Below are 20,890 nucleotides of genomic sequence, written 5' to 3'. Positions count from 1 at the left end.
ATCGCCCCGAGGTCTTTACATGTCCCTTCGTAGCCTGAACATCGCGCCCCGAGCCTTCCTTGGCTTCGCTTTCATTGCTCTGCTTGTCATTGGCCTGGGCTTATTCGCCGCCAATCGCATGTCGGTGATCCGCCAGGCCTCGGTGGACATGGAGCAAAACCAGGTGCCCAGCGTCGCGTACCTGGCCAACGTGCTGGAGAACGTGCTGCGCATGCGCATCCTGTCGTTCCGTATCCTGGTCAACCGCGAGCCGGCCAGCCTGGCAGAGGCCGAAACCCGCATCGGTGTGCTGGTGGAGAAACTGCACAAGGCCGACACCAGTTACGCGGCGTTGCCAGCCGAAGCCGAGGAAAAAGAGCTGTACAAGACTTTTTCCGTGACCCTTGGCAACTACCTGCAAGCCCAGAAAGAAATGCTCGACCTGTCGCGACAGAACAAGGTCGATGAGCTGCGCGCCCTGATCAATAGCCGAATCAAGGAAGGCACCGACCTGATGGGCGAGCAGCTCAACAAGCTTATCGCGATCAACGTGTCCGGCTCTGTAGAGGCGTCGGCCGAGGCGGGCGCGCACTTTGACAACGCGCTGGCGGGCATCATCATCGTGTCGCTCGTCGCTGCGTTGGCCACCGTGCTGCTCGCGCTGGCGTTGACTCGCAGCATTGTGTTGCCGCTCAACCGAGCGCTGGAGGCGGCGCGAGTCATTGCCGGCGGGAATCTGGTGCAGGTGATCACGGACGACGGCAAGGACGAACCCGCTCGGCTGCTCAAGGCCCTGGCCGACATGCAAGCCAGCCTGCGCAAGACCATCGAGCAGATCGCCGGCTCCGCCACCCAGTTGGGCGCCGCCGCCGAAGAGTTGAGCGCGGTGACCCAGGAATCTTCCCGTGGCCTGCAACAGCAACACAATGAAATCGAACAGGCCGCCACGGCGGTCAACGAAATGACCACCGCAGTGGAAGAGGTCGCGCGTAATGCGGTGTCCACGTCCGAGGCGTCGAACCAATCGACCCAGGCGGCCCGGGAAGGTCGCTCGCGGGTGGTGGAAACCGTCGAGGCGATCCAGACCATGACCCACGACGTGCAAAGCACCGCGGCGATGATCGAAGGCCTGGCGGTGCAGGGGCGCGATATCGGCAAGGTCCTGGACGTGATCCGCGCCATCGCCGAACAGACCAACCTGCTGGCCCTCAACGCCGCCATCGAAGCCGCCCGCGCCGGGGAGGCCGGACGCGGTTTCGCGGTGGTGGCCGACGAGGTCCGGGCTCTGGCCCACCGCACTGCACAATCGACCCAGGAAATCGAGAAAATGGTCGCCGGTATCCAGAACGGCACCGGTGAGGCCGTGCAGTCGATGCAGCAAAGCAACCAGCGTACCCAGAGCACCCTGGAAATGGCCCGCGCCGCCGGCGTGGCCCTGGAACAGATCACCCAATCGATCCACCAGATCAACGAGCGCAACCTGGTCATCGCCAGCGCTTCGGAGGAACAGGCCCAGGTGTCCCGCGAAGTGGACCGCAACCTGGTCAACATTCGCGACCTTGCCACCCAGTCGGCCAGCGGTGCGAAACAGACCAGCGACGCGTCCCACGAACTGTCGCGCCTGGCGGTGACGTTGAACGCGATGGTGGCGCGGTTTGTGATTTGAGATAGGGTTGAGGCTGGACACCGCGCAATCAGGAGATATGCATGCGCTTTTCAGCCTTGACCCAACGCATCACCGGCGATGGCGCCGCCGCCTGGCACATTCACGATCGGGCGCTGGCCATGCGCGAACAGGGCATGGACGTGCTGCTGTTGTCGGTGGGCGATCCGGATTTCGACACACCGCGCGCCATCGTCGATGCCGCGGTGGGCAGCCTGCGGGCCGGGGATACGCATTACTCGGACATCCGTGGCCTGTACACCTTGCGCAGCCGCATTGCCCGGCGTCACCAGCGGCGCTGCGGCCAGCCGGTCGACGCCGGGCATGTCACCGTGTTGCCCGGTGCGCAGTGCGCGGTGTATGCAGTCGCGCAGTGCCTGCTCGACCCGGGCGACGAGGTGATCGTCGCCGAGCCGATGTATGTCACCTACGAGGCGGTGTTCGGTGCCTGCGGGGCGACAGTGGTGCCGGTGCCGGTGCGCCCGGAGAACGGGTTCAGGGTCGAACCGGCCGATGTGGCCGGCCTGATCACCGGGCGGACCCGGGCGATGCTGCTCAACAGCCCCAACAACCCATCAGGCGCCAGCCTGCCGCTCGCGACCTGGCGAGGACTGGCGCAGTTGTGCATCGAGCATGACCTGTGGCTGATCAGTGACGAGGTCTACAGCGACCTGTTGTACGAAGGTGAGCACGTCAGCCCGGCCAGTCTGCCGGGCATGGCCGAACGCACGGCGACCATCAACAGCCTGTCCAAATCCCATGCCATGACCGGTTGGCGCATTGGCTGGGTCCTTGGGCCCGAGCCCCTGGCCGAACACTTGGCGAACCTGTCGTTGTGCATGCTCTTCGGCCTGCCGGATTTCGTGCAGCGGGCGGCCCAGGTGGCCCTCGAAGAAGATTTGCCTGAAGTGGCGCACATGCGTGAAGAATATCGCCAGCGCCGCGACCTGGTGTGCGCCATGCTTGGCGACTGTCCGGGCCTCAAGCCGGTGCGACCCGATGGCGGCATGTTCGTCATGGTCGACATCCGCCAGACCGGTCTCGACGCCCAAGGCTTTGCCGAACACCTGCTGGACGGCTATGGCGTCTCGGTGCTCGCCGGCGAGGCTTTCGGCCCCAGCGCGGCGGGGCATATCCGCATCGGGCTGGTGGTCGACCAGCTGAAACTGGCCCAGGCCTGCGAGCGCATCGCGGCCTGTGCGGCGGGGCTGCTGCTAGCACGGCGGGCCTGAGACTCGCCGTGCGTCGCGACCGTTTTCGCGAGCAAGCTTGCTCCCACAGGTTTCCCAAGTGTCCGAGGGGCCCTTTGTGGGAGCGAGCTTGCTCGCGAAGGCGGCCGTCCATCCAGCCTCGCCATCCCAGGCAAGCCGCACCCCGGCCGATCAGTGGCTGTCAGGACGCTTGCGCACCAGATTCATCACCCCGACAAAGAACACCGGGACAAACACCACCGCCAGGGTCGCGGTGATCATCCCGCCGATCACCCCGGTCCCGATGGCTTGTTGGCTCGCCGAGCTGGCGCCGGTGGCGATGGCCAGGGGCACGACGCCGAGGATGAAGGCCAGGGAGGTCATGATGATCGGTCGCAGGCGCAGGCGCGCCGCCTGGAGCGTGGCGTCGATCAGATCATGGCCCTGGTCGTACAGGCTCTTGGCGAACTCGATGATCAGGATCGCATTCTTCGCCGACAACCCGATGATGGTCACCAGCCCGACCTTGAAGAACACATCGTTGGGCAGGCCGCGCATCGACACCGCGAGCACCGCGCCGAGCACCCCCAGTGGCACCACCAGCAGCACCGACGTCGGGATCGACCAACTCTCGTACAGCGCCGCCAGGCACAGGAACACCACCAGCAACGACAGCCCGAGCAACAGCGGCGCCTGGCTGCCGGACAAGCGTTCCTGCAGGGACAGCCCGGTCCATTCCTGCCCCAGGCCGGTCGGCCCCTGGGCCACCAGCCGCTCGATCTCGGCCATGGCTTCGCCGGTGCTGTGGCCGGGCGCCGGTTCGCCGGAAATGCTGATGGCCGGGTAGCCGTTGTAGCGGGTCAATTGTGTCGGGCCCTGGGTCCATCTGGCCTGGACGAACGCTGACAGCGGCACCATCTTCCCGGCGTTGTTGCGCACATGGATCTTCAGCAGGTCGGCCACCTGGCCGCGCTGGTCGCCTTGTGCCTGGACCACCACCCGCTGCATCCGCCCCTGGTTGGGGAAGTCATTGACGTAGGCCGAGCCCACCGCCGTGGACAGCACGTTACCCACGTCGGCGAAGGAAACGCCCAGGGCATTGGCCTGCTTGCGGTCGACCTCCAGTTGGACCTGCGGCGCTTCGGCCAGGGCGCTTTCACGCACGTTCATCAACACCGGGCTTTTCTCGGCCGCGGCGAGCAATTCGTCGCGGGCCTGCATCAGCGTGGCGTGGCCGAGGCCGCCGCGATCCTGCAGGCGGAACTCGAAGCCACTGGAGGTGCCCAGGCCATCCACCGGTGGCGGCAGCACCGCAAAGGCCATGGCGTCCTTGATCGCGCCGAACGCCTGGTTGGCTCGGTCGGCAATCGAGCTGGCCGAATCGTCGCGTGCCCGCTGCGACCAGTCCTTCAGGGTGGTGAACGCCAGGGCCGCATTCTGCCCGCTGCCGGAAAAACTGAAACCGAGGATCACCGTGCTGTCGCTCACGCCCGGCTCGCCGGCGTTGTGAGCTTCGATCTGCTCCACCACCTGCACCGTGCGGTTCTTGCTCGCGCCGGGCGGCAACTGGATGTCGGTGATGGTGTAGCCCTGGTCCTCCACCGGCAGGAACGAGGAGGGCAGGCGCGTGAACAGCAGGCCCATGCCCACCAGCAGCACCCCGTAGATCAGCAGGTAGCGGCCGGTGCGCTTGAGTGCGTAGGCGACCCAGCCCTGGTAGCGATCGCCCAATTGGTCGAAGCGGCGATTGAACCAGCCGAAGAAACCGCCCTTGGCGTGATGCTCGCCCTGGTCGATGGGCTTGAGCAAGGTCGCGCACAGCGCCGGCGTGAGGCTCAGGGCCAGGAACGCCGAGAACAGGATCGAGGTCGCCATGGACAGCGAGAATTGCCGGTAGATCACGCCCACCGATCCGGGCATGAACGCCATGGGAATGAACACCGCCACCAGCACCAGGGTGATGCCGATGATCGCGCCGGTGATCTGCCGCATCGCCTTGCGCGTCGCTTCCTTGGGCGACAGCCCTTCGCTGGCCATGATCCGCTCGACGTTCTCCACCACGACGATGGCGTCGTCCACCAGGATGCCGATCGCCAGGACCATACCGAACATGGTCAACACGTTGATGGAAAAACCCAGGGCGAGCATGGTCGCGAACGTGCCCATCAGCGCCACGGGCACCACCAGCGTCGGGATCAGGGTGTAGCGGATGTTCTGCAGGAACAGGAACATCACGGCGAACACCAGCAGCATGGCCTCGCCCAGGGTGTACACCACCTTGGTGATCGAGACCTTGACGAACGGCGAGGTGTCGTAGGGGATCTTGTACTCGACGCCCGCGGGGAAGTAGCGCGACAGCTCATCCATCTTCGTGCGCACCAGCGTCGCGGTGTTGAGGGCATTGGCCCCCGGCGACAGTTGTACGCCAACGGCGGTGGAAGGCTTGCCATTGAGCCGCGTGGAAAACTGGTATTCCTGGCTGCCGACTTTCACCCGCGCCACGTCGCCAATGCGCACGGTGGAGCCGTCGGGGTTGGCCTTGAGTACGATGTCGGCGAACTCTTCGGGCGTCGACAACTGCCCCTTGACCAGTACCGTCGCGGTCATCTCCTGGGTGGTGCGTGCCGGCAGGTCGCCGATGCTGCCCGCCGACACCTGGGCGTTCTGCGCCACGATGGCGGCATTGACGTCGGCCGGCGTCAGGTTGAAGGCGAGCAGTTTCTGCGGGTCGATCCAGATCCGCATCGCCCGCTCGGCGCCGTACAGTTGCGCCTTGCCGACGCCGTCCAGACGCTTGATCTCGTTCATCACGTTGCGCGCCAGGTAGTCGCTGAGCGCCACATCGTCGAGCTTGCCGTCGTTGGAGGTGAGCGTGATCAGCAGCAGGAAACCGGCCGACACCTTGTCCACCTGCAAGCCCTGCTGGGTGACGGCCTGGGGCAGGCGCGATTCCACGGTCTTGAGCCGGTTCTGCACATCGACCTGGGCCAGCTCCGGGTTGGTGCCCGGCTGGAACGTCGCGGTGATGGTGGCGCTGCCCAGGCTGCTCTGGGAACCGAAGTACAGCAGGTGATCGGCGCCGTTGAGCTCTTCCTCGATCAGGCTGACCACGCTCTGGTCCACGGTTTGCGCCGACGCACCGGGGTACACCGCGTAGATTTCGATTTGCGGCGGCGCGACGTCGGGGTACTGCGCCACCGGCAACTGCGGGATTGCCAGCACACCGGCCAGCAGAATGAACAACGCCACCACCCAGGCGAACACCGGGCGGTCGATAAAGAACTGCGGCATGGCAAACGTCCTGCTTACTGGCCAGGGACCTGGGCAAGTGGAAGAGGGGAGTCATCGACCCGGACTTTTTCACCGGGGCGTGCGTGTTGCAGGCCTTCGACGACAATGCGGTCGCCCGGCTTCAAGCCATGGGTGACGATCCAGCGGTCATCCTGCACGGCGCCCAGCGTCACCGGTTGCAGGCTGACGGTCTGCTGGGCATCGACCAGCAATACCTGGGCGATGCCGGCGCTGTCGCGCAGGATGGCCCGCTGCGGCACGCTGATGCCCTGGCGATCGACCGCCTGCTCCAGGCGCACGCGCACGAAGCTGCCCGGCAACAGGTCCAGGTCGGGGTTGGGGAATTCGCTGCGCAGGGTGATCTGGCCGGTGCCCGGGTCGACGCTGATGTCGGCGAACAACAGTTTGCCCGGCAGCGGGTACAGGCTGCCGTCGTCCTGGACCAGCGTAGCCTTGGCCTGGCCCGGCTCGACCTGCTGCAACTGGCCGGCGCGCAGGGCGCGGCGCAGTTCATTGAGCTCGCGGGTCGATTGGGTGAGGTCGGCGTGGATCGGGTCCAACTGCTGGATGAGGGCCAGCGGCGTGGTTTCGTTCTGGCCGACCAGCGCACCCTCGGTTACCAGCGCCCGGCCGATGCGTCCGGCGATGGGCGCGGTGACCGTGGCATAACCGAGGTTCAACCGGGCCCGCTCCAGGGCGGCCTTACTGGCGGCGACATCGGCGGCGCTCTGGCGATCCGCGGCCCGGGCGTTGTCGTAGTCCTGGCCGCTGATGGCGTTGTCCTCGATCAGGCGCGCGTAGCGTTGCGCTTGCAGGCGTGCCTGGAAGGCGTTGGCCTCGGCCTTGCGCAACGCCGCTTCGGCGCTGTCCAGGTCGGCCTTGAACGGCGCCGGGTCGATGCGAAACAGCACATCGCCTTTTTTCACATCGCTGCCTTCGCGATACACCCGCTGCAACACCACGCCAGGCACCCGTGCGCGCACTTCGGCGGTGCGTGGCGCGGCAATGCGTCCGCTCAATTCGCTGCTGATGGACAGTGGCCGGGCTTCGATGGTTTCGACGGCCACGGTGGGCAGCGGCGCTTCGTCCGTGGGCGGCGCGGCGCTGTCGCAGGCGCTCAACGACAGCGCACCGAGCAGCAGACCCAGCGTGGCGAAAGAATTCTTTGGCATGGTGCATCCCCAATAATGAGCGATGCCATGCTACGGCGGGCGAGCCTGGGCGTTGGTAAAGCTTTGTTGGGGGTGTGTGAAATTGTGTAAGGGTTTTGCGTCGGGTTGGGCGAGGGCGTATATCCTTGGCAACTTGAGATCATCGGTGTCTTGCCGGGCCTCATCGCGAGCAAGCTCGCTCCCACAATGATTATGCGAACGCCTGTGGAAGCGAGCTTGCTCGCGATAGATAAAGGCCTGCCAGGCACCCCAGCACTTTCTGGAACACCCCATGCCCAACATCCTCCTGGTCGAAGACGACTGCGCGTTGTCCGAGCTGATCGCCAGTTACCTGGAACGCAACGGCTATCAAGTCAACGTGCTGGCCCGCGGCGACCACGTGCGGGAGCGGGCGCGGGTCAATCCGCCGGACCTGGTGATCCTCGACCTGATGCTGCCGGGCCTGGACGGCTTGCAGGTGTGTCGCCTGCTGCGGGCCGATTCGGCGACCTTGCCGATCCTGATGCTCACCGCCCGGGACGACAGTCACGACCAGGTCCTGGGCCTGGAAATGGGCGCCGACGACTACGTCACCAAACCGTGCGAGCCGCGGGTCTTGCTGGCGCGGGTGCGGACCTTGCTGCGGCGCAGCAGCCTCGCCGAACCGCAGACGGCCAACGACCGCATTCTGATGGGCAACCTGTGCATCGACCTGTCCGAACGCACCGTGACCTGGCGCGGCCAGCCGGTGGAGCTGTCCAGCGGCGAGTACAACCTGCTGGTGGTGCTGGCCCGGCATTCCGGCGAAGTGCTGAGCCGCGACCAGATCCTGCAACGCCTGCGCGGCATCGAGTTCAACGGCACCGACCGCTCGGTGGACGTGGCGATTTCCAAGCTGCGGCGCAAATTCGACGACAACGCCGGCGAAGCTCGCAAGATCAAGACCGTCTGGGGCAAAGGCTACCTGTTCAGCCGTTCCGAGTGGGAATGCTGAGCCGATGTGGAAACTGCTGATTCGCCTGTACCTGGTCACCATCGTCTCCTACAGCGCGGCCATCTACCTGATGCCGGAACTGGTGGTCCGCCTGTTCCATGAGCGCTTCGTGAGCTACAACCTCGACCATTCCCGAGGCTTGCAGACCCTGATGGTCAAGCAGTTCCACGCCGTGCCCCGCGAGCAGTGGCCGGCGCTGGCGGCGCAGATGGACAAAGACTTCGAGCCGCTGCGCATCGAACTGGCGAGCCTCGATGACCCGGGCTTCAGCGAAGCCGAGCGGGCGCAGCTCAGCCGTGGCGAAAACATCGTGCGCCTCGGTGACTGGGCCTGGCGCACCCTGGCGGTGGCACCGCTGGGTGAGCGCATGGCGGTCAAGATGATCGTTCCGCCGGATCCGACCGACGTCAACTGGCTGTACTGGAGCATCAACGTGCTGATCGGCGCGACCATGCTCGCGTGCCTGTTGCTTTGGCTGCGGCCGCACTGGCGTGACCTGGAGCGCCTCAGGCGCACCGCCGAGCGTTTCGGCAAAGGCCACTTGGGCGAGCGCACGCAGATTGCCTCCAGTTCGAACATCGGCAGCCTGGCCCATGTGTTCGACACCATGGCCGGTGACATCGAGAAGCTGCTCAACCAGCAGCGCGACCTGCTCAACGCGGTGTCCCACGAACTGCGTACGCCGCTGACCCGGCTCGACTTCGGCCTGGCCCTGGCGCTGTCCGAGGATTTGCCGCCCGCCAGTCGCGAGCGCCTGCAAGGGTTGGTGGCGCACATTCGCGAGCTGGATGAACTGGTGCTGGAACTGCTGTCCTACAGCCGTCTGCAGAACCCCGAACGCTTGCCCGAGCGGGTCGAAGTGCCGCTGGACGAATTCATCGACAGCATCCTGGGCAGTGTCGACGAAGACCTGGCGGCCCCGGACGTGGTGATCGACGTGTTGCTGCACGGAGCGCTGGAGCGCTTCGAACTCGACCCGCGCCTTACCGCCAGGGCCTTGCAGAACCTGCTGCGCAATGCGATGCGTTACTGCGAGAAGCACATCCAGGTCGGTGTGTTGGTGGGCGACCAGGGTTGTGAGATCTGGGTCGACGATGACGGCATCGGCATCCCGGATGACGAGCGTGAGCGTGTGTTCGAGCCGTTCTACCGCCTGGACCGCAGCCGCGACCGCGCCACCGGCGGGTTCGGCCTAGGCCTGGCCATCAGCCGCCGTGCCTTGCAAGCCCAGGGCGGCACCTTGACCGTCGAGACTTCACCGCTGGGCGGGGCTCGGTTCAGGTTGTGGTTGCCCGCCCCATCGTCCTGATCCAGGTGGTTCCCTGGGCGAGGGAGCGTGCTCCTGTTGGGGTGCGCAGCGGCCCTTCAGCCTCAGCCGAACAACCCCGCCGCGATATTGATCGAAAACCCCAAGATTGCCGTGTTGAATACGAACCCGATCAGTGATTGCGCCAGTACGATCTTGCGCAACTGGCGAGTGGCGACACCCACGTCCGACGTCTGCACCGCGACCCCGATGGTGAAGGAGAAATACAGGAAATCCCAATAATTGGGCGTGGTCAGGCCTTCGGCAAAGCGCAGCGCCGGCTCGGTGCCCTCCCAGGTGTAATAGAGCCGCGCATAGTGGACGCTGAAGATCACGCCGATCAGCAACCATGAGCCAATCACCGTCATGGCCGTGAAGCCGTAGTGCAGCAGCTTGCCTGCGGCGTGCAGGTCGCGGCTGCCGGCCAGTTCGACGGTGATGGTGGCCAGGCTGGCCAAGGCGGCGATGCAGACCATCAGCAAGACCAGCCCGGCATTTTCATCTTCGATTTCGGCAATGCGCCTGACGTCGGGGGCCTTGGCACGTACGGTCAGCCACAACATCAGCACCAGGTAAGTCCAGACCCCGGCATTCCAGCCGATCAGGACCTTGCTGATGAGGCTGTCCGCAGGCGCCAGGACGCCCACTGCCAGGCCGACGGCCATGGCGCTGGACAGACGCGGGTGGGTACGGGCGAGGAAGGGCATGGGGGCTCACTGTCCGGAAAAGAGACGCCTAGTATGCTCAGGCGACCCCAGGTAGCCAACCTGTAGGAGCGAGCCCGCATTTCTTTTTTGGCGGGGCAAGATTTAGATTGACCGCCGCTTGTCTGGCAGCAGAATGTCTTTCGTCGCAAATCTCCAAGAGTGATGGCTTTTTGATACCTGCTTGCGTCGCGATTGAGTACAATCGCGGCGTACAATCGGGCATGGAGGCAGTCCGGCTCTTTCGTTACGAGAACACTCCATGTTGATCGGTACGTATTCCCCCGCGCTCGTTTCCATTTCCCTGTTCGTTGCTGTCCTGGCTTCCTACACCGCACTCGACCTGACCGGGCGTATCGCCACCGCCCAGGGCCGCGCCGCGCAGCTGTGGATGGCCGGCGGCGCACTGGCCATGGGCGTGGGCGTCTGGTCCATGCACTTCATCGGCATGCTGGCGTTCTCCTTGCCGGTGCGGCTTGGCTACGACACTTCCATCACCGCGCTGTCGTTGCTGATCGCCATTTTGTCCTGCGGCTTTGCCTTGTGGCTGGTCAGCCAGCCGCGCCTGCCGGCGTGTCAACTGGCGTTCGGCGCGCTGGTCATGGGGGCCGGCATCAGTGCCATGCATTACACCGGCATGGCGGCGCTGCGGATGCAGCCGGGCATCGACTACGAGCCCACGCTGTTCGGCGCCTCGCTGGTGATTGCCGTAGGTGCTTCTGCGGCGGCCCTGTGGATCGCCTTCCGCCTGCGCCAGAACACCCCTCACGTGCGCCTGGCCCGGGCCGGCGCCGCGGTGATCATGGGCGTCGCCATTGTCGGCATGCACTACACCGGCATGGCCGGGGCGCAGTTTCGCGACGGCAGCTTTTGCGGCGCCCTGGACGGCCTGAGCGGCAAGGGCCTGGACAACGTGGTGCTGATCACCACCCTGGCGGTGCTGGCCATCGCCTTGCTGACCTCGATTCTCGATGCGCGCCTGGAGGCCCGCACCGCCGAACTGGCCCAATCCTTGACCGTGGCCAATCGCGAACTGACGCAACTGGCCCTGCACGACCCGCTCACCGGGTTGCCCAACCGGGTGTTGCTGGCCGACCGTATCGGCCAGGCCATGCACCGGGTGCAAGAGCAGGGCGGCTGCTTTGCCCTGATGTTCATCGACCTCGATGGCTTCAAGCCGGTCAACGATGCCTTCGGGCACCACATGGGCGATCTGTTGCTGCGCGACGTGGCCCTGCGCCTGCGCGAGGATCTGCGCAGCCAGGACACCCTGGCGCGGATCGGCGGTGATGAGTTCGTGCTGCTGGTGCAACTGGCCGAGCCGGACGACGCCTTGCGCCTGGCTGCCCGCCAGGTCGGGTTGGTGGGCCAGACGTTTCGGGTGGCCGAGCACGATTTGCAGATCTCCGCCAGCGTCGGCATTTCCGTGTACCCCGGCAACGGCAGCAGCGCCGAAGAGCTGTTGATGAATGCCGACGCGGCGATGTACCACGCCAAGGGGGCGGGGAAGAACGGCTACAGCTTTTTCGACGCGTCGATGAACAGCAACGCCCGCAAGCAGTTGCAGTTGTTGCAGGATTTGCGCATTGCCGTCGAGCAGCGCCAGTTCAGCCTGCATTACCAACCCAAGTTCGACGCCGCCAACGGCCGTCCGGTGGGGGCCGAGGCGTTGTTGCGCTGGACCCATCCGACCCAGGGCCTGCTGATGCCCGCCACGTTCATCGACCTGGCGGAAAAGACCGGGCTGATCATCCCCATCGGCGAATGGGTGCTCAACGAAGCCTGCCGCCAGATGCGCGAATGGTACGTGCTCGGCTACACCGACTGGCGCATCGCGGTGAACCTCTCGGCCTTGCAGTTCTGCCACACCGGGTTGGTGCAGAGTGTCGCCAAGGCCTTGGAAACCCATTGCCTGGCGGCCAACAGCCTGACCCTGGAAATCACTGAAACCACCGCCATGAGCGATGCGGATGCGAGCATGACGGTACTGCAGCAGCTGTCCGACATGGGCGTGGATTTGTCCATCGATGACTTCGGCACCGGCTATTCGAGCCTGATGTACCTCAAGCGCCTGCCGGCCAATGAACTGAAGATCGACCGCGGCTTCGTGCGCGACCTGGAGCACGACAGCGATGACGCGGCCATCGTCTCCGCCATCGTCGCCCTTGGCCAGGCCCTGGGGCTGCGGATCGTTGCCGAAGGGGTCGAGACCGACCTGCAGCAAGACTTCCTGACCCGGTTGGGTTGCGATTCCCTGCAAGGTTACCTGCTGGGCCATCCACTCCCGGCCGAGCGCTTTTTGCACGACCTGCGCCAGGTCAAACGCGCCGCCATGGCCTGACACACGGTCGTCATCCTGTGGGGGCGGCTTGCTCGCGAAGGCGGCGTGTCAAACGACAATCATGTTGGCTGGCCCACCGCTTTCGCGGGCAAGCCCGTTCCCACAGTTGCCCGCTTGTACAATGGGCGCGCGGCAGGCACCTGTCTTCACAGTAAAAGGAATGATTCGCCGCCGTTGAAGTCCCAGTTCCAGTACCCCGAATAACTGGAGCTTTTCTATGCGCAAATCCCCCCTGATCGCCAGCCTGGTCCTGATCGCCGGTCTCGGAGCCCTCGGCCCCGTGGCGCAAGCGGCGCAAGCCACCGGAGATGCGGTGGAGCACTCGCCCAACAATGGTCGCCGGCTGGTGGAGGCCGACCGGACGCCGGCGGAGTATCAGCGCCCGGAAAAAGCCATCAAGAACTGGAAAGAGAAGGGCCTCGAAGCCCCCGACGAGGGTTCGCAATGGGTGCAGATCAATGACAAGTACGTGATGGTGGTGATCGCGTCTGGCCGGATCCTCAAGATCACCCCCGCCACGCGCTAGGCCATCAGAGCAATTCGCCTTTGTCCCACAGATGAACCAGCTCGCCGGGTGCCTGATCCTCGGGCACCTTGAGCACCATTTCATCGTCCTGGTCGTTGGTGCGGTAACGCACCTCGATCTGGAAGAAGCGCTGGTCGCCGCGCCCGGGTGCGGGCGAGGCCAGCGGCAGGCAGCCCTCCAGTACCGAACAGATGCGGCTGCGCTGGTCGATGTCGCATTGGGCGAATTCGATTTCCCGTGGCCGGGTCAGGGCATGGATGGCCGCCACGCCACCCTGGCGTGACAGCCGTACCACGGCGTTGTCGTCGAGCTCTGGAAGGGTTTTCATCAACGCTCCTGTGTCAGGTCGACGCCGACCTGGCGCCAGCCGTCTTGCACCGCTTGCACTTCCCGCGCACCGAAGCGCTGGCGGGCATGCTCGACGGTCAGGCGGGCGAAGTCGCTGAAGGACGCGTCGTTGGCCAGTTTTCTGTCGCACAAGGTGTCATACCAGATCCGGCCGGCTTTTTCCCAGGCAAATCCGCCCAGCGTGGTCGCCACCAGATAAAAGGCGCGGTTGGGGATGCCGGAGTTGATGTGCACGCCGCCGTTGTCCTCGCGGGTAATGACGAATTCACGCATGTGCGACGGTTGTGGGTCCTTGCCCAGCAGCGGGTCGTTGTAGGCGGTGCCGGGGTTGGACATGCTGCGCAGGCCATCGCCGTTGATCTTGTCGGTGAGCAGGTCGGCACCGATCAACCAGTCGGCCTGGTCGGCGGTCTGTTCCAGCACGTACTGCTTGACCAGCACGCCGAACACATCGGAGATGGACTCGTTCAGTGCACCGGACTGGTTGGCGTAGACCAGCCCGGCTTCGCTTTCGGTGACGCCGTGGGCCAGCTCGTGGGCCACCACGTCGAGGGAGCGGGTGAAGCGCTGGAAAATTTCCCCGTCACCGTCGCCGAACACCATTTGCGCGCCGTTCCAGAAGGCGTTTTCGTAGCCTTGTCCATAATGCACGCTGCCCACCAGGGCGAAGCCCTTGTTGTCGATGGAGTCGCGGCCGAGGATTTTCCAGAAAAAATCGTAGGTGGCGCCGAGGGCATCGTAGGCTTCGTCCACGGCCGGGTCGCCGCTGGCCGGCTGGCCTTCCAGGCGTACCGGCTGGCCGGGCAGTTCCATGGTGTTCTGTGCGTCGTGCACGCTGCGCTGCGGGTGGCCGGCCTTGCCCGGCCTGGGCAGTTTCGCCGCGGCGGGCGGCTGGTCCGGCGGGCCGGGGTTGTGCCGCAGGCTGCGCACGTGGGTCAGGGTGCCAAGGGCGCTGGAACGTTGCTGTTCGGAGCCGTGGGCAATGATGCGATTGAGGATGTACGGAGGAATGAAACCGTAGAACGGGCGAGAGTCGAACATCAGAAAATCCTTATCTGAAATGCAGGGCGATACCCATGTGAACCGAAGTGGCTTGAGCGGTTCCCTACTGCTGACCCGCTCGATGCGCCACAGTTGCATATGGATACGGACACGGACCTGTGGCCAGGGGATAATCCCTGCGCCACAAAAACACAACACGGACAGACTCCATGAACGAAGAACTGCACATCACCGACCTGCAACAGGGCGACGGCAAAAGCGTAGTCAAAGGCGCGCTGATCACCACCCAATACCGCGGTACGCTCGAAGACGGCACTGAATTCGATTCGTCCTACAGCCGTGGCAAGCCGTTCCAGTGCGTGATCGGCACCGGTCGCGTCATCAAGGGCTGGGACGTGGGGCTGATGGGCATGAAGGTGGGCGGCAAGCGCAAGCTGTGGGTACCGGCCCACCTGGCCTACGGTGAGCGCTCCATGGGCGCGCACATCAAGCCCAACGCCAACCTCGTTTTCGAGATCGAGCTGCTGGAAGTGCTGACCCGGGACGATTGAGCGGCGTCGACTGCGGGCCGGCAACCTCCAGTTGAAAGTGTTGCTACTCTTTGCAGATGATGCATGGCTTTATTCGTCAGGGAGCGAAATATGGAAGCGGAACTGCATGACCTGGGAGTCTCCCAGGTGGCTGCGGCCATTGCCGAGCCGGCCCGGACCCGCATGTTGTGTGCGTTGATGGACGGCCACGCCCGGACCAGTACCGAGCTGGCCAGCATTGCCGACGTCAGTGCTTCCACCGCCAGTGCCCACTTGGCGAAGCTCAAGGACCTGGCCTTGGTGCGCGTGCATGTGCAGGGGCGTCATCGTTACTACAGCCTGGCGGACAAGCGTGTCGCCCAGGCCCTTGAAGCGTTGATGGTGATCGGCCAGAGCGCCGCGCCGACCTTTACCCCGCGCACCCCGGATCGCCTGCAATTTGCCCGCACCTGCTACGACCACATGGCCGGCACCCTGGCGGTGCGGCTGCATGATCGCCTGCTTGAGGCCGGGTGGCTGGTGGAGGCAGGGCAGGGCTATGGGCTGAGCGAGTCGGGCGAGCAAATATTCGCGGAGATGGGCATTGATGTTCAGGTGCTCGCCGCGCAACGACGTCGGTTCGCCTGCCCCTGCCTGGACTGGAGCATGCGCCGTCCGCACCTGGGCGGCGCCTTGGGAGCGGCGTTGTTGCAAGTGGCGATCAAGCGCAAATGGGTGCTCCAGGACCTGGACAGCCGGGCACTGGGGCTGACCGCCAGCGGGCGCAAGGAAATGGCCGCGCGGTTTGGCGTGGATGTCGAGCAAGCGGTTGCACCGGCCGATGCCGTCGCGAGCAGGCTCGCGCCCACCGTGGAACTGCGCTGAAGCAAGGCTTGGGCATGTGGCGAGGGAGCTTGCTCCCTCGCCACAAGTGGATCAGACCTTGACGATCCAACCCGCTGGCGCTTCGACGTCACCGGTCTGCACGCCGGTCAGCTCTTTGTAGAGCTTCTGGGTGATCGGGCCGACTTCGGTTTCGCTGTGGAACACGTGCAGCTTGTCCTTGTAGTGGATGCCGCCGATCGGCGTGATCACCGCCGCGGTACCGCAGGCACCGGCTTCCTTGAAGTCCGACAGCTTGTCGATCAGCACGTCGCCTTCGATCACTTCCAGCCCCAAGCGCGATTTGGCCAGTTCGATCAGCGACAGGCGAGTGATGCCTGGCAGGACCGATGGGGAGTTGGGGGTGACGAATTTGCCGTCGTGGGTGATGCCGAAGAAGTTGGCCGAACCGACTTCCTCGATCTTGGTGTGGGTCAGCGGATCGAGGTAGATGCAGTCGGCGAAGCTGGCCTTCTTGGCCTGGGAACCCGGCATCAGGCTGGCGGCGTAGTTGCCACCGACCTTGGCCGCGCCGGTGCCTTGTGGGGCGGCGCGGTCGAAGGTGGAGATCAGGAAGTTGTGCGGGGTCAGGCCGCCCTTGAAGTAGGCGCCGACCGGGATGCAGAAGATCGAGAAGATGAACTCGGGCGCGGTGCGCACGCCGATGTTGTCACCCACGCCGATCACGAACGGGCGCAGGTACAGCGCGCCGCCGGTGCCGTAGGGCGGGATGAAGCGTTCGTTGGCGCGGACCACTTGCTTGCAGGCTTCGACGAACTGTTCGGTGTCGACGTGCGGCATCAGCAGGCGGGCGCAACTGCGCTGCATGCGGGCGGCGTTCTGGTCCGGGCGGAACAGGTTGATCGAGCCGTCCTTGCAGCGATAGGCCTTCAGGCCCTCGAAGCATTGCTGGCCGTAGTGCAGGGCGGTGGAGCCTTCGCTGATGTGCAGCACATTATCGTCGGTCAGGGTGCCGGCGTCCCAGGCGCCATCGCGCCAGTGCGACAGGTAGCGCTTGTCGGTCTTGATGTAGTCAAAGCCCAGTTTGTCCCAATTGATGCTCTCGTTACCCATGACACCCTCTATTGCTTAACAACCGTCGAAACGGTTCAAGGCTTCTGACGTTTTTTGGATGGGGACAACAATACTTCATTCCGGTGTTGTTTCGCAGCCTGTAAGGGCGAAAACCCGACTGTTTGGCGCTCCGCAAACCCTGTGGCGAGGGGATGAATCCCCTCGCCACAGGTGCTCATCAACCTCGGGGGGTCACACATGCAACGCATGCCCCAACGCCCGCAGCGCCGCTTCCTGCACCGCCTCGCCCAGCGTCGGGTGGGCGTGGATGGTGCCGGCGATGTCTTCCAGGCGCGCGCCCATTTCCAGTGACTGGCCGAACGCGGTGGCCAGTTCCGAGACGCCCACGCCGACGGCTTGCCAGCCGACGATCAGGTGGTTGTCCCGGCGCGCCACGACCCGCACGAAACCGCTTTTCGATTCCAGCGTCATCGCCCGGCCGTTGGCGGCGAACGGGAAGCTGGACACGATGCAGTCCAGCCCGGCCGCCTTGGCCTCGTCCGGTGTTTTGCCCACCACCACCAGCTCCGGGTCGGTGAAGCACACCGCGGCGATGGCCGCCGGGTTGAATTCCCGCTGCCGACCGGCGATCAGTTCGGCGACCATTTCGCCCTGGGCCATGGCCCGGTGGGCGAGCATCGGTTCACCGCTCAGGTCCCCGATGGCCCAGACATTGCGCATGCTGGTCTGGCAACGCTGGTCGATTTTTACCGCGGCGCCGTTCATCGCCAGATCCAGCGCTTCGAGGTTCCAGCCTTGGGTGTTGGGCCTGCGCCCCACGGCCACCAGAACCCGGTCGGTCTCAAGGTTCAGGCTGTCGCCAGCCGGGTCACGGACTTGCAACGTGCTGGCCTGTGCATCGAACCCTTCGACGCTGTGCTTGAGGTACAGCTTCACACCCAGTTGCTTGAGCACCTCGTGCACCGGCTGGGTCAGTTCGCCGTCGTAGGCCGGCAGGATCCGTTCCTGGGCTTCGACCACACTGACCTCGGCGCCGAGCTTGCGGTAGGCGATGCCCAGCTCCAGGCCGATGTAGCCGCCGCCGACCACCACCAGGTGCCTGGGCACCGAGGTCGGCGCGAGGGCTTCAGTGGAGGACACGATCGGCCCGCCCAGCGGCAACATCGGCAGGTTGACGCTGGTCGAACCGGTGGCCAGCAGCAGGTGTTCGCACTGGATGCGGGTGTCGCCGACTTCGACGGTCTTGCCGTCGACGACCTTGGCCCAGCCCTGGATGACCTGGACCTTGTGCTTCTTGAGCAGCGTCGCGACGCCGGTGGTCAGGCGATCGACGATGCCGTCCTTCCATTCGACGCTCTTGCCGATGTCCAGGCTTGGCGTCGACACCGTGATGCCCAATGCCGACCCCTGACTGTGGTGCCGCGTCTGGTGAAACTGCTCGGCCACATGGATGAGCGCCTTGGACGGGATGCAGCCGATGTTCAGGCAGGTTCCGCCCAGCGCCTGGCCTTCCACCAGGATGGTCGGGATGCCCAGTTGCCCGGCACGGATCGCCGCCACATAACCGCCAGGGCCGCCGCCGATGATCAGCAAGGTGGTGTTCAAAGTCTGTTGCATGCCAGCTCCCATGATTAATCGACGAACAAGGTGGCGGGTTGTTCGAGCAAGCCGCGCAGGGCCTGAATGAATTGCGCCGCGTCCATGCCATCGACCACCCGGTGATCGAAGGAACTGGAGAGGTTCATCATTTTGCGGACGACGATCTGGCCCTTGATGACCATGGGTCGCTCGACGATCTTGTTCACGCCGACGATGGCCACTTCCGGCAGGTTCAGCACCGGCGTGCTGACGATGCCGCCGAGGGCGCCCAGGCTGGTCAGGGTGATGGTCGAGCCAGACAGTTCATCGCGGCTGGCCTTGCCGTTGCGGGCGGCCGTGGCGAGGCGGCTGATCTCGGCCGCGCTGTCCCACAGGCTGCGGGCCTCGGCATGGCGCACCACCGGCACCATCAGGCCGACGTCGCTCTGGGTGGCCACACCAACGTGCACCGCGCCAGAACGATGGATGACTTGGGCTTCGTCGTCGTAGCGCGCGTTCATCTGCGGGAAGTCCCGCAGGGCCACCACCAGCGCCCGTAACAGGAATGGCAGCAGGGTCAGCTTGCCGCGACTGGCGCCGTGTTTTTCATTCAAGTGCACCCGCAGCTCTTCCAGGGCGGTGACGTCGACTTCCTCGACGTAGCTGAAATGGGCGGCGCGCTGGGTCGCTTCCTGCATGCGCTGGGCGATCTTGCGACGCATGCCGATCACCGGGATCTGCTGCTCGTCGTGGCGTTCGGCGTAGCCGGAACCGCCCTTGGCCTGCGTCGAAGGACCTTGGGCCAGGTACGCTTCCAGGTCTTCGTGCAGCACCCGCCCGGCCGGGCCGCTGCCTTGGACCAGGCGCAACTGGATGCCCAAATCCAAGGCGTGCTTGCGCACCGCAGGGGATGCCAATGGACGCTCATTGGGTTCACGGGCCACCGGTGCCTGGGCGGCCGGACGCGGGGCGGCGGGCTTTTGTGTCGCCGGTTGCGCGGCTGCCACCGGCTCGGGGGGCGGCGCCGGCGCCGGTTTCGCGGCCTGCACCTCGGCGGCCGGCTGTGCCGATTCCTTGAGGTTGCCGGCGCCTTCCACTTCAATGCGGATCAGTTCGCTGCCCACCGCCATGACCTCGCCCGGCTCGCCGCCCAGGGCAATAACCCGGCCGTGTACCGGCGAGGGGATGTCCACCATGGCCTTGTCGGTCATGACATCGGCCAGCACCTGGTCCTCGACCACCAGGTCGCCGACCTTGACGTGCCACACCGACAGTTCCACTTCGGCGATGCCTTCGCCAATGTCCGGCATCTTGATAACGTGCGTGCCCATTCAGACCTCCATGACCCGTTTCAACGCCGCACCCACACGGGACGGCCCTGGGAAATACGCCCACTCCTGCGCATGCGGGTAGGGCGTATCCCAACCGGTGACGCGCTCGATGGGCGCTTCCAGGTAGTGGAAGCAATGTTCCTGGACCAACGACACCAGCTCGGCGCCGAAGCCGCAGGTGCGGGTGGCTTCGTGGACGATCACGCAGCGGCCGGTCTTTTTCACCGACTTGACGATGGTTTCCAGGTCCAGCGGCCACAGGCTGCGCAGGTCGATGACCTCGGCGTCGACGCCGCTTTCCTCGGCGGCCACCTGGGACACGTACACGGTGGTGCCGTAGGTGAGGATGGTCACCTCATTGCCGGGGCGGGTGATGGCGGCCACGTCCAGCGGCACGGTGTAGTAACCGTCCGGGACTTGCGCGCTGGGGTGTTTCGACCACGGCGTTACCGGGCGGTCGTGGTGCCCGTCGAACGGGCCGTTATACAGGCGCTTGGGTTCGAGGAAGATCACCGGGTCATCGTTTTCAATGGAGGCGATCAGCAGGCCCTTGGCGTCGTAGGGGTTCGATGGCATCACCGTGCGCAACCCGCAGACCTGGGTGAACATCGCCTCGATGCTCTGGCTGTGGGTCTGGCCGCCGTAGATGCCACCGCCGCAAGGCATGCGCAGGGTCATCGGCGCGGTGAACTCGCCGGCCGAGCGATAGCGCAGGCGCGCCGCTTCGGAAATGATCTGGTCCGAGGCCGGGTAGACGTAGTCGGCGAACTGGATTTCAGCCACGGGCCGCAAGCCGTAGGCGCCCATGCCCACCGCCACGCCGACGATGCCGCTTTCGGAAATCGGCGCGTCGAACACCCGTGAGGTGCCGTACTTGTTCTGCAGGCCTTCGGTGCAGCGGAACACGCCGCCGAAGTAGCCCACGTCCTGGCCGAACACCACGACGTTGTCGTCGCGTTCGAGCATCACGTCCATGGCCGAGCGCAAAGCCTGGATCATGGTCATGGTGGTAGTGGTCATGGCGGTATCCAGCGCAATAGTGTTGTTGTGATCGTTCATG

Annotated in this window: 17 protein-coding genes; 8 read left to right on the top strand and 9 right to left on the bottom strand. The window is 65.0% G+C overall.

Annotated features, from left to right (window positions below):
• Nucleotides 1–19: 19 nt before the first annotated feature.
• Nucleotides 20–1,645, top strand: a complete 1,626-nt coding sequence (locus V3H56_RS15915) for a methyl-accepting chemotaxis protein (protein ID WP_042729403.1) — start codon at nt 20–22, stop codon at nt 1,643–1,645.
• 41 nt (nt 1,646–1,686) lie between these two features.
• The gene (locus V3H56_RS15910) at nt 1,687–2,874 is read left to right on the top strand and encodes an aminotransferase class I/II-fold pyridoxal phosphate-dependent enzyme (RefSeq protein ID WP_338473596.1); all 1,188 of its coding nucleotides are present in this window, start codon (nt 1,687–1,689) and stop codon (nt 2,872–2,874) included.
• Between the two features lie 150 nt (nt 2,875–3,024).
• On the opposite strand, the gene V3H56_RS15905 is transcribed toward V3H56_RS15910, so the two are convergent.
• Complete coding sequence (locus V3H56_RS15905) at nt 3,025–6,123, bottom strand: efflux RND transporter permease subunit (RefSeq protein ID WP_338473595.1); 3,099 nt, start codon at nt 6,121–6,123, stop codon at nt 3,025–3,027.
• A 14-nt stretch (nt 6,124–6,137) separates the two neighbouring features.
• The gene (locus V3H56_RS15900) at nt 6,138–7,295 is read right to left on the bottom strand and encodes an efflux RND transporter periplasmic adaptor subunit (protein ID WP_338473594.1); all 1,158 of its coding nucleotides are present in this window, start codon (nt 7,293–7,295) and stop codon (nt 6,138–6,140) included.
• Nucleotides 7,296–7,566: 271 nt separating this feature from the next.
• Between V3H56_RS15900 and V3H56_RS15895 the strand changes: the two genes are divergently transcribed.
• Both V3H56_RS15895 and V3H56_RS15890 read left to right on the top strand, forming a co-directional pair.
• A complete protein-coding gene (locus V3H56_RS15895; RefSeq protein ID WP_042729407.1) occupies nt 7,567–8,268 on the top strand; it encodes a response regulator transcription factor in 702 nt (233 codons plus the stop codon).
• Nucleotides 8,269–8,272: 4 nt separating this feature from the next.
• Nucleotides 8,273–9,577: an ATP-binding protein gene (locus V3H56_RS15890; RefSeq protein ID WP_042729408.1), complete on the top strand. Its 1,305-nt coding sequence runs from the start codon at nt 8,273–8,275 to the stop codon at nt 9,575–9,577.
• Between the two features lie 62 nt (nt 9,578–9,639).
• Here V3H56_RS15890 and V3H56_RS15885 read toward each other — a convergent pair whose 3' ends face one another.
• Complete coding sequence (locus V3H56_RS15885) at nt 9,640–10,281, bottom strand: DUF1345 domain-containing protein (RefSeq protein WP_042729409.1); 642 nt, start codon at nt 10,279–10,281, stop codon at nt 9,640–9,642.
• Between the two features lie 259 nt (nt 10,282–10,540).
• Between V3H56_RS15885 and V3H56_RS15880 the strand changes: the two genes are divergently transcribed.
• Together V3H56_RS15880 and V3H56_RS15875 are read left to right on the top strand one after the other, a co-directional pair.
• On the top strand, nt 10,541–12,619 hold the full coding sequence (locus V3H56_RS15880; protein WP_042729410.1) for an EAL domain-containing protein: 2,079 nt from the start codon (nt 10,541–10,543) through the stop codon (nt 12,617–12,619).
• A 217-nt stretch (nt 12,620–12,836) separates the two neighbouring features.
• Entirely contained in the window at nt 12,837–13,145 is a 309-nt protein-coding gene (locus tag V3H56_RS15875; protein WP_042729411.1) for an RcnB family protein, read from the top strand.
• A 4-nt stretch (nt 13,146–13,149) separates the two neighbouring features.
• On the opposite strand, the gene V3H56_RS15870 is transcribed toward V3H56_RS15875, so the two are convergent.
• Together V3H56_RS15870 and V3H56_RS15865 are read right to left on the bottom strand one after the other, a co-directional pair.
• Entirely contained in the window at nt 13,150–13,473 is a 324-nt protein-coding gene (locus V3H56_RS15870; RefSeq protein WP_047738894.1) for a protealysin inhibitor emfourin, read from the bottom strand.
• Nucleotides 13,473–14,534 (bottom strand): M4 family metallopeptidase, encoded by a 1,062-nt coding sequence (locus V3H56_RS15865; protein WP_338473593.1) that lies wholly within the window; start codon nt 14,532–14,534, stop codon nt 13,473–13,475. Before V3H56_RS15865 ends, V3H56_RS15870 begins: the two co-directional genes overlap by 1 nt.
• A 170-nt stretch (nt 14,535–14,704) precedes the next feature.
• On the opposite strand from V3H56_RS15865, the gene V3H56_RS15860 reads away from it, so the two are divergent.
• Both V3H56_RS15860 and V3H56_RS15855 read left to right on the top strand, forming a co-directional pair.
• Entirely contained in the window at nt 14,705–15,046 is a 342-nt protein-coding gene (locus V3H56_RS15860; protein WP_042729414.1) for an FKBP-type peptidyl-prolyl cis-trans isomerase, read from the top strand.
• 90 nt (nt 15,047–15,136) lie between these two features.
• Nucleotides 15,137–15,889, top strand: coding sequence for a metalloregulator ArsR/SmtB family transcription factor (locus tag V3H56_RS15855; RefSeq protein ID WP_053143648.1), 753 nt, complete (start codon nt 15,137–15,139; stop codon nt 15,887–15,889).
• Between the two features lie 51 nt (nt 15,890–15,940).
• Here the strand turns inward: V3H56_RS15855 and V3H56_RS15850 are convergent, their stop codons facing one another.
• The 4 genes from V3H56_RS15850 to V3H56_RS15835 form a co-directional block, all read right to left on the bottom strand.
• Entirely contained in the window at nt 15,941–16,960 is a 1,020-nt protein-coding gene (locus V3H56_RS15850) for a branched-chain amino acid aminotransferase (protein ID WP_047738892.1), read from the bottom strand.
• 192 nt (nt 16,961–17,152) lie between these two features.
• Entirely contained in the window at nt 17,153–18,538 is a 1,386-nt protein-coding gene (lpdA, locus tag V3H56_RS15845) for a dihydrolipoyl dehydrogenase (RefSeq protein WP_338473592.1), read from the bottom strand.
• Nucleotides 18,539–18,552: 14 nt separating this feature from the next.
• Complete coding sequence (locus V3H56_RS15840; RefSeq protein WP_338473591.1) at nt 18,553–19,830, bottom strand: dihydrolipoamide acetyltransferase family protein; 1,278 nt, start codon at nt 19,828–19,830, stop codon at nt 18,553–18,555.
• Nucleotides 19,831–20,889, bottom strand: a complete 1,059-nt coding sequence (locus V3H56_RS15835; RefSeq protein WP_042730815.1) for an alpha-ketoacid dehydrogenase subunit beta — start codon at nt 20,887–20,889, stop codon at nt 19,831–19,833. It abuts the gene before it with no gap.
• Between the last annotated feature and the right edge of the window lies 1 nt (nt 20,890).

Origin of the sequence: Pseudomonas sp. MS646 (assembly GCF_036693845.1) — a bacterium.
GTDB lineage: Bacteria > Pseudomonadota > Gammaproteobacteria > Pseudomonadales > Pseudomonadaceae > Aquipseudomonas > Aquipseudomonas chlororaphis_E.
Note: the sequence above shows the minus strand (reverse complement) of the source record. Positions and strands in the feature narration are given on the sequence as shown.

Excerpts from the sequence above, each read along its gene's own strand:
- V3H56_RS15915 (WP_042729403.1), top strand. The coding sequence starts at position 20 with ATGTCCCTTCGTAGCCTGAACATCGCGCCCCGAGCCTTCCTTGGCTTC.
- V3H56_RS15910 (WP_338473596.1), top strand. The coding sequence starts at position 1,687 with ATGCGCTTTTCAGCCTTGACCCAACGCATCACCGGCGATGGCGCCGCC.
- V3H56_RS15905 (WP_338473595.1), bottom strand. The coding sequence starts at position 6,123 with ATGCCGCAGTTCTTTATCGACCGCCCGGTGTTCGCCTGGGTGGTGGCG.
- V3H56_RS15900 (WP_338473594.1), bottom strand. The coding sequence starts at position 7,295 with ATGCCAAAGAATTCTTTCGCCACGCTGGGTCTGCTGCTCGGTGCGCTG.
- V3H56_RS15895 (WP_042729407.1), top strand. The coding sequence starts at position 7,567 with ATGCCCAACATCCTCCTGGTCGAAGACGACTGCGCGTTGTCCGAGCTG.
- V3H56_RS15890 (WP_042729408.1), top strand. The coding sequence starts at position 8,273 with ATGTGGAAACTGCTGATTCGCCTGTACCTGGTCACCATCGTCTCCTAC.
- V3H56_RS15885 (WP_042729409.1), bottom strand. The coding sequence starts at position 10,281 with ATGCCCTTCCTCGCCCGTACCCACCCGCGTCTGTCCAGCGCCATGGCC.
- V3H56_RS15880 (WP_042729410.1), top strand. The coding sequence starts at position 10,541 with ATGTTGATCGGTACGTATTCCCCCGCGCTCGTTTCCATTTCCCTGTTC.
- V3H56_RS15875 (WP_042729411.1), top strand. The coding sequence starts at position 12,837 with ATGCGCAAATCCCCCCTGATCGCCAGCCTGGTCCTGATCGCCGGTCTC.
- V3H56_RS15870 (WP_047738894.1), bottom strand. The coding sequence starts at position 13,473 with ATGAAAACCCTTCCAGAGCTCGACGACAACGCCGTGGTACGGCTGTCA.
- V3H56_RS15865 (WP_338473593.1), bottom strand. The coding sequence starts at position 14,534 with ATGTTCGACTCTCGCCCGTTCTACGGTTTCATTCCTCCGTACATCCTC.
- V3H56_RS15860 (WP_042729414.1), top strand. The coding sequence starts at position 14,705 with ATGAACGAAGAACTGCACATCACCGACCTGCAACAGGGCGACGGCAAA.
- V3H56_RS15855 (WP_053143648.1), top strand. The coding sequence starts at position 15,137 with ATGGAAGCGGAACTGCATGACCTGGGAGTCTCCCAGGTGGCTGCGGCC.
- V3H56_RS15850 (WP_047738892.1), bottom strand. The coding sequence starts at position 16,960 with ATGGGTAACGAGAGCATCAATTGGGACAAACTGGGCTTTGACTACATC.
- lpdA (WP_338473592.1), bottom strand. The coding sequence starts at position 18,538 with ATGCAACAGACTTTGAACACCACCTTGCTGATCATCGGCGGCGGCCCT.
- V3H56_RS15840 (WP_338473591.1), bottom strand. The coding sequence starts at position 19,830 with ATGGGCACGCACGTTATCAAGATGCCGGACATTGGCGAAGGCATCGCC.
- V3H56_RS15835 (WP_042730815.1), bottom strand. The coding sequence starts at position 20,889 with ATGAACGATCACAACAACACTATTGCGCTGGATACCGCCATGACCACT.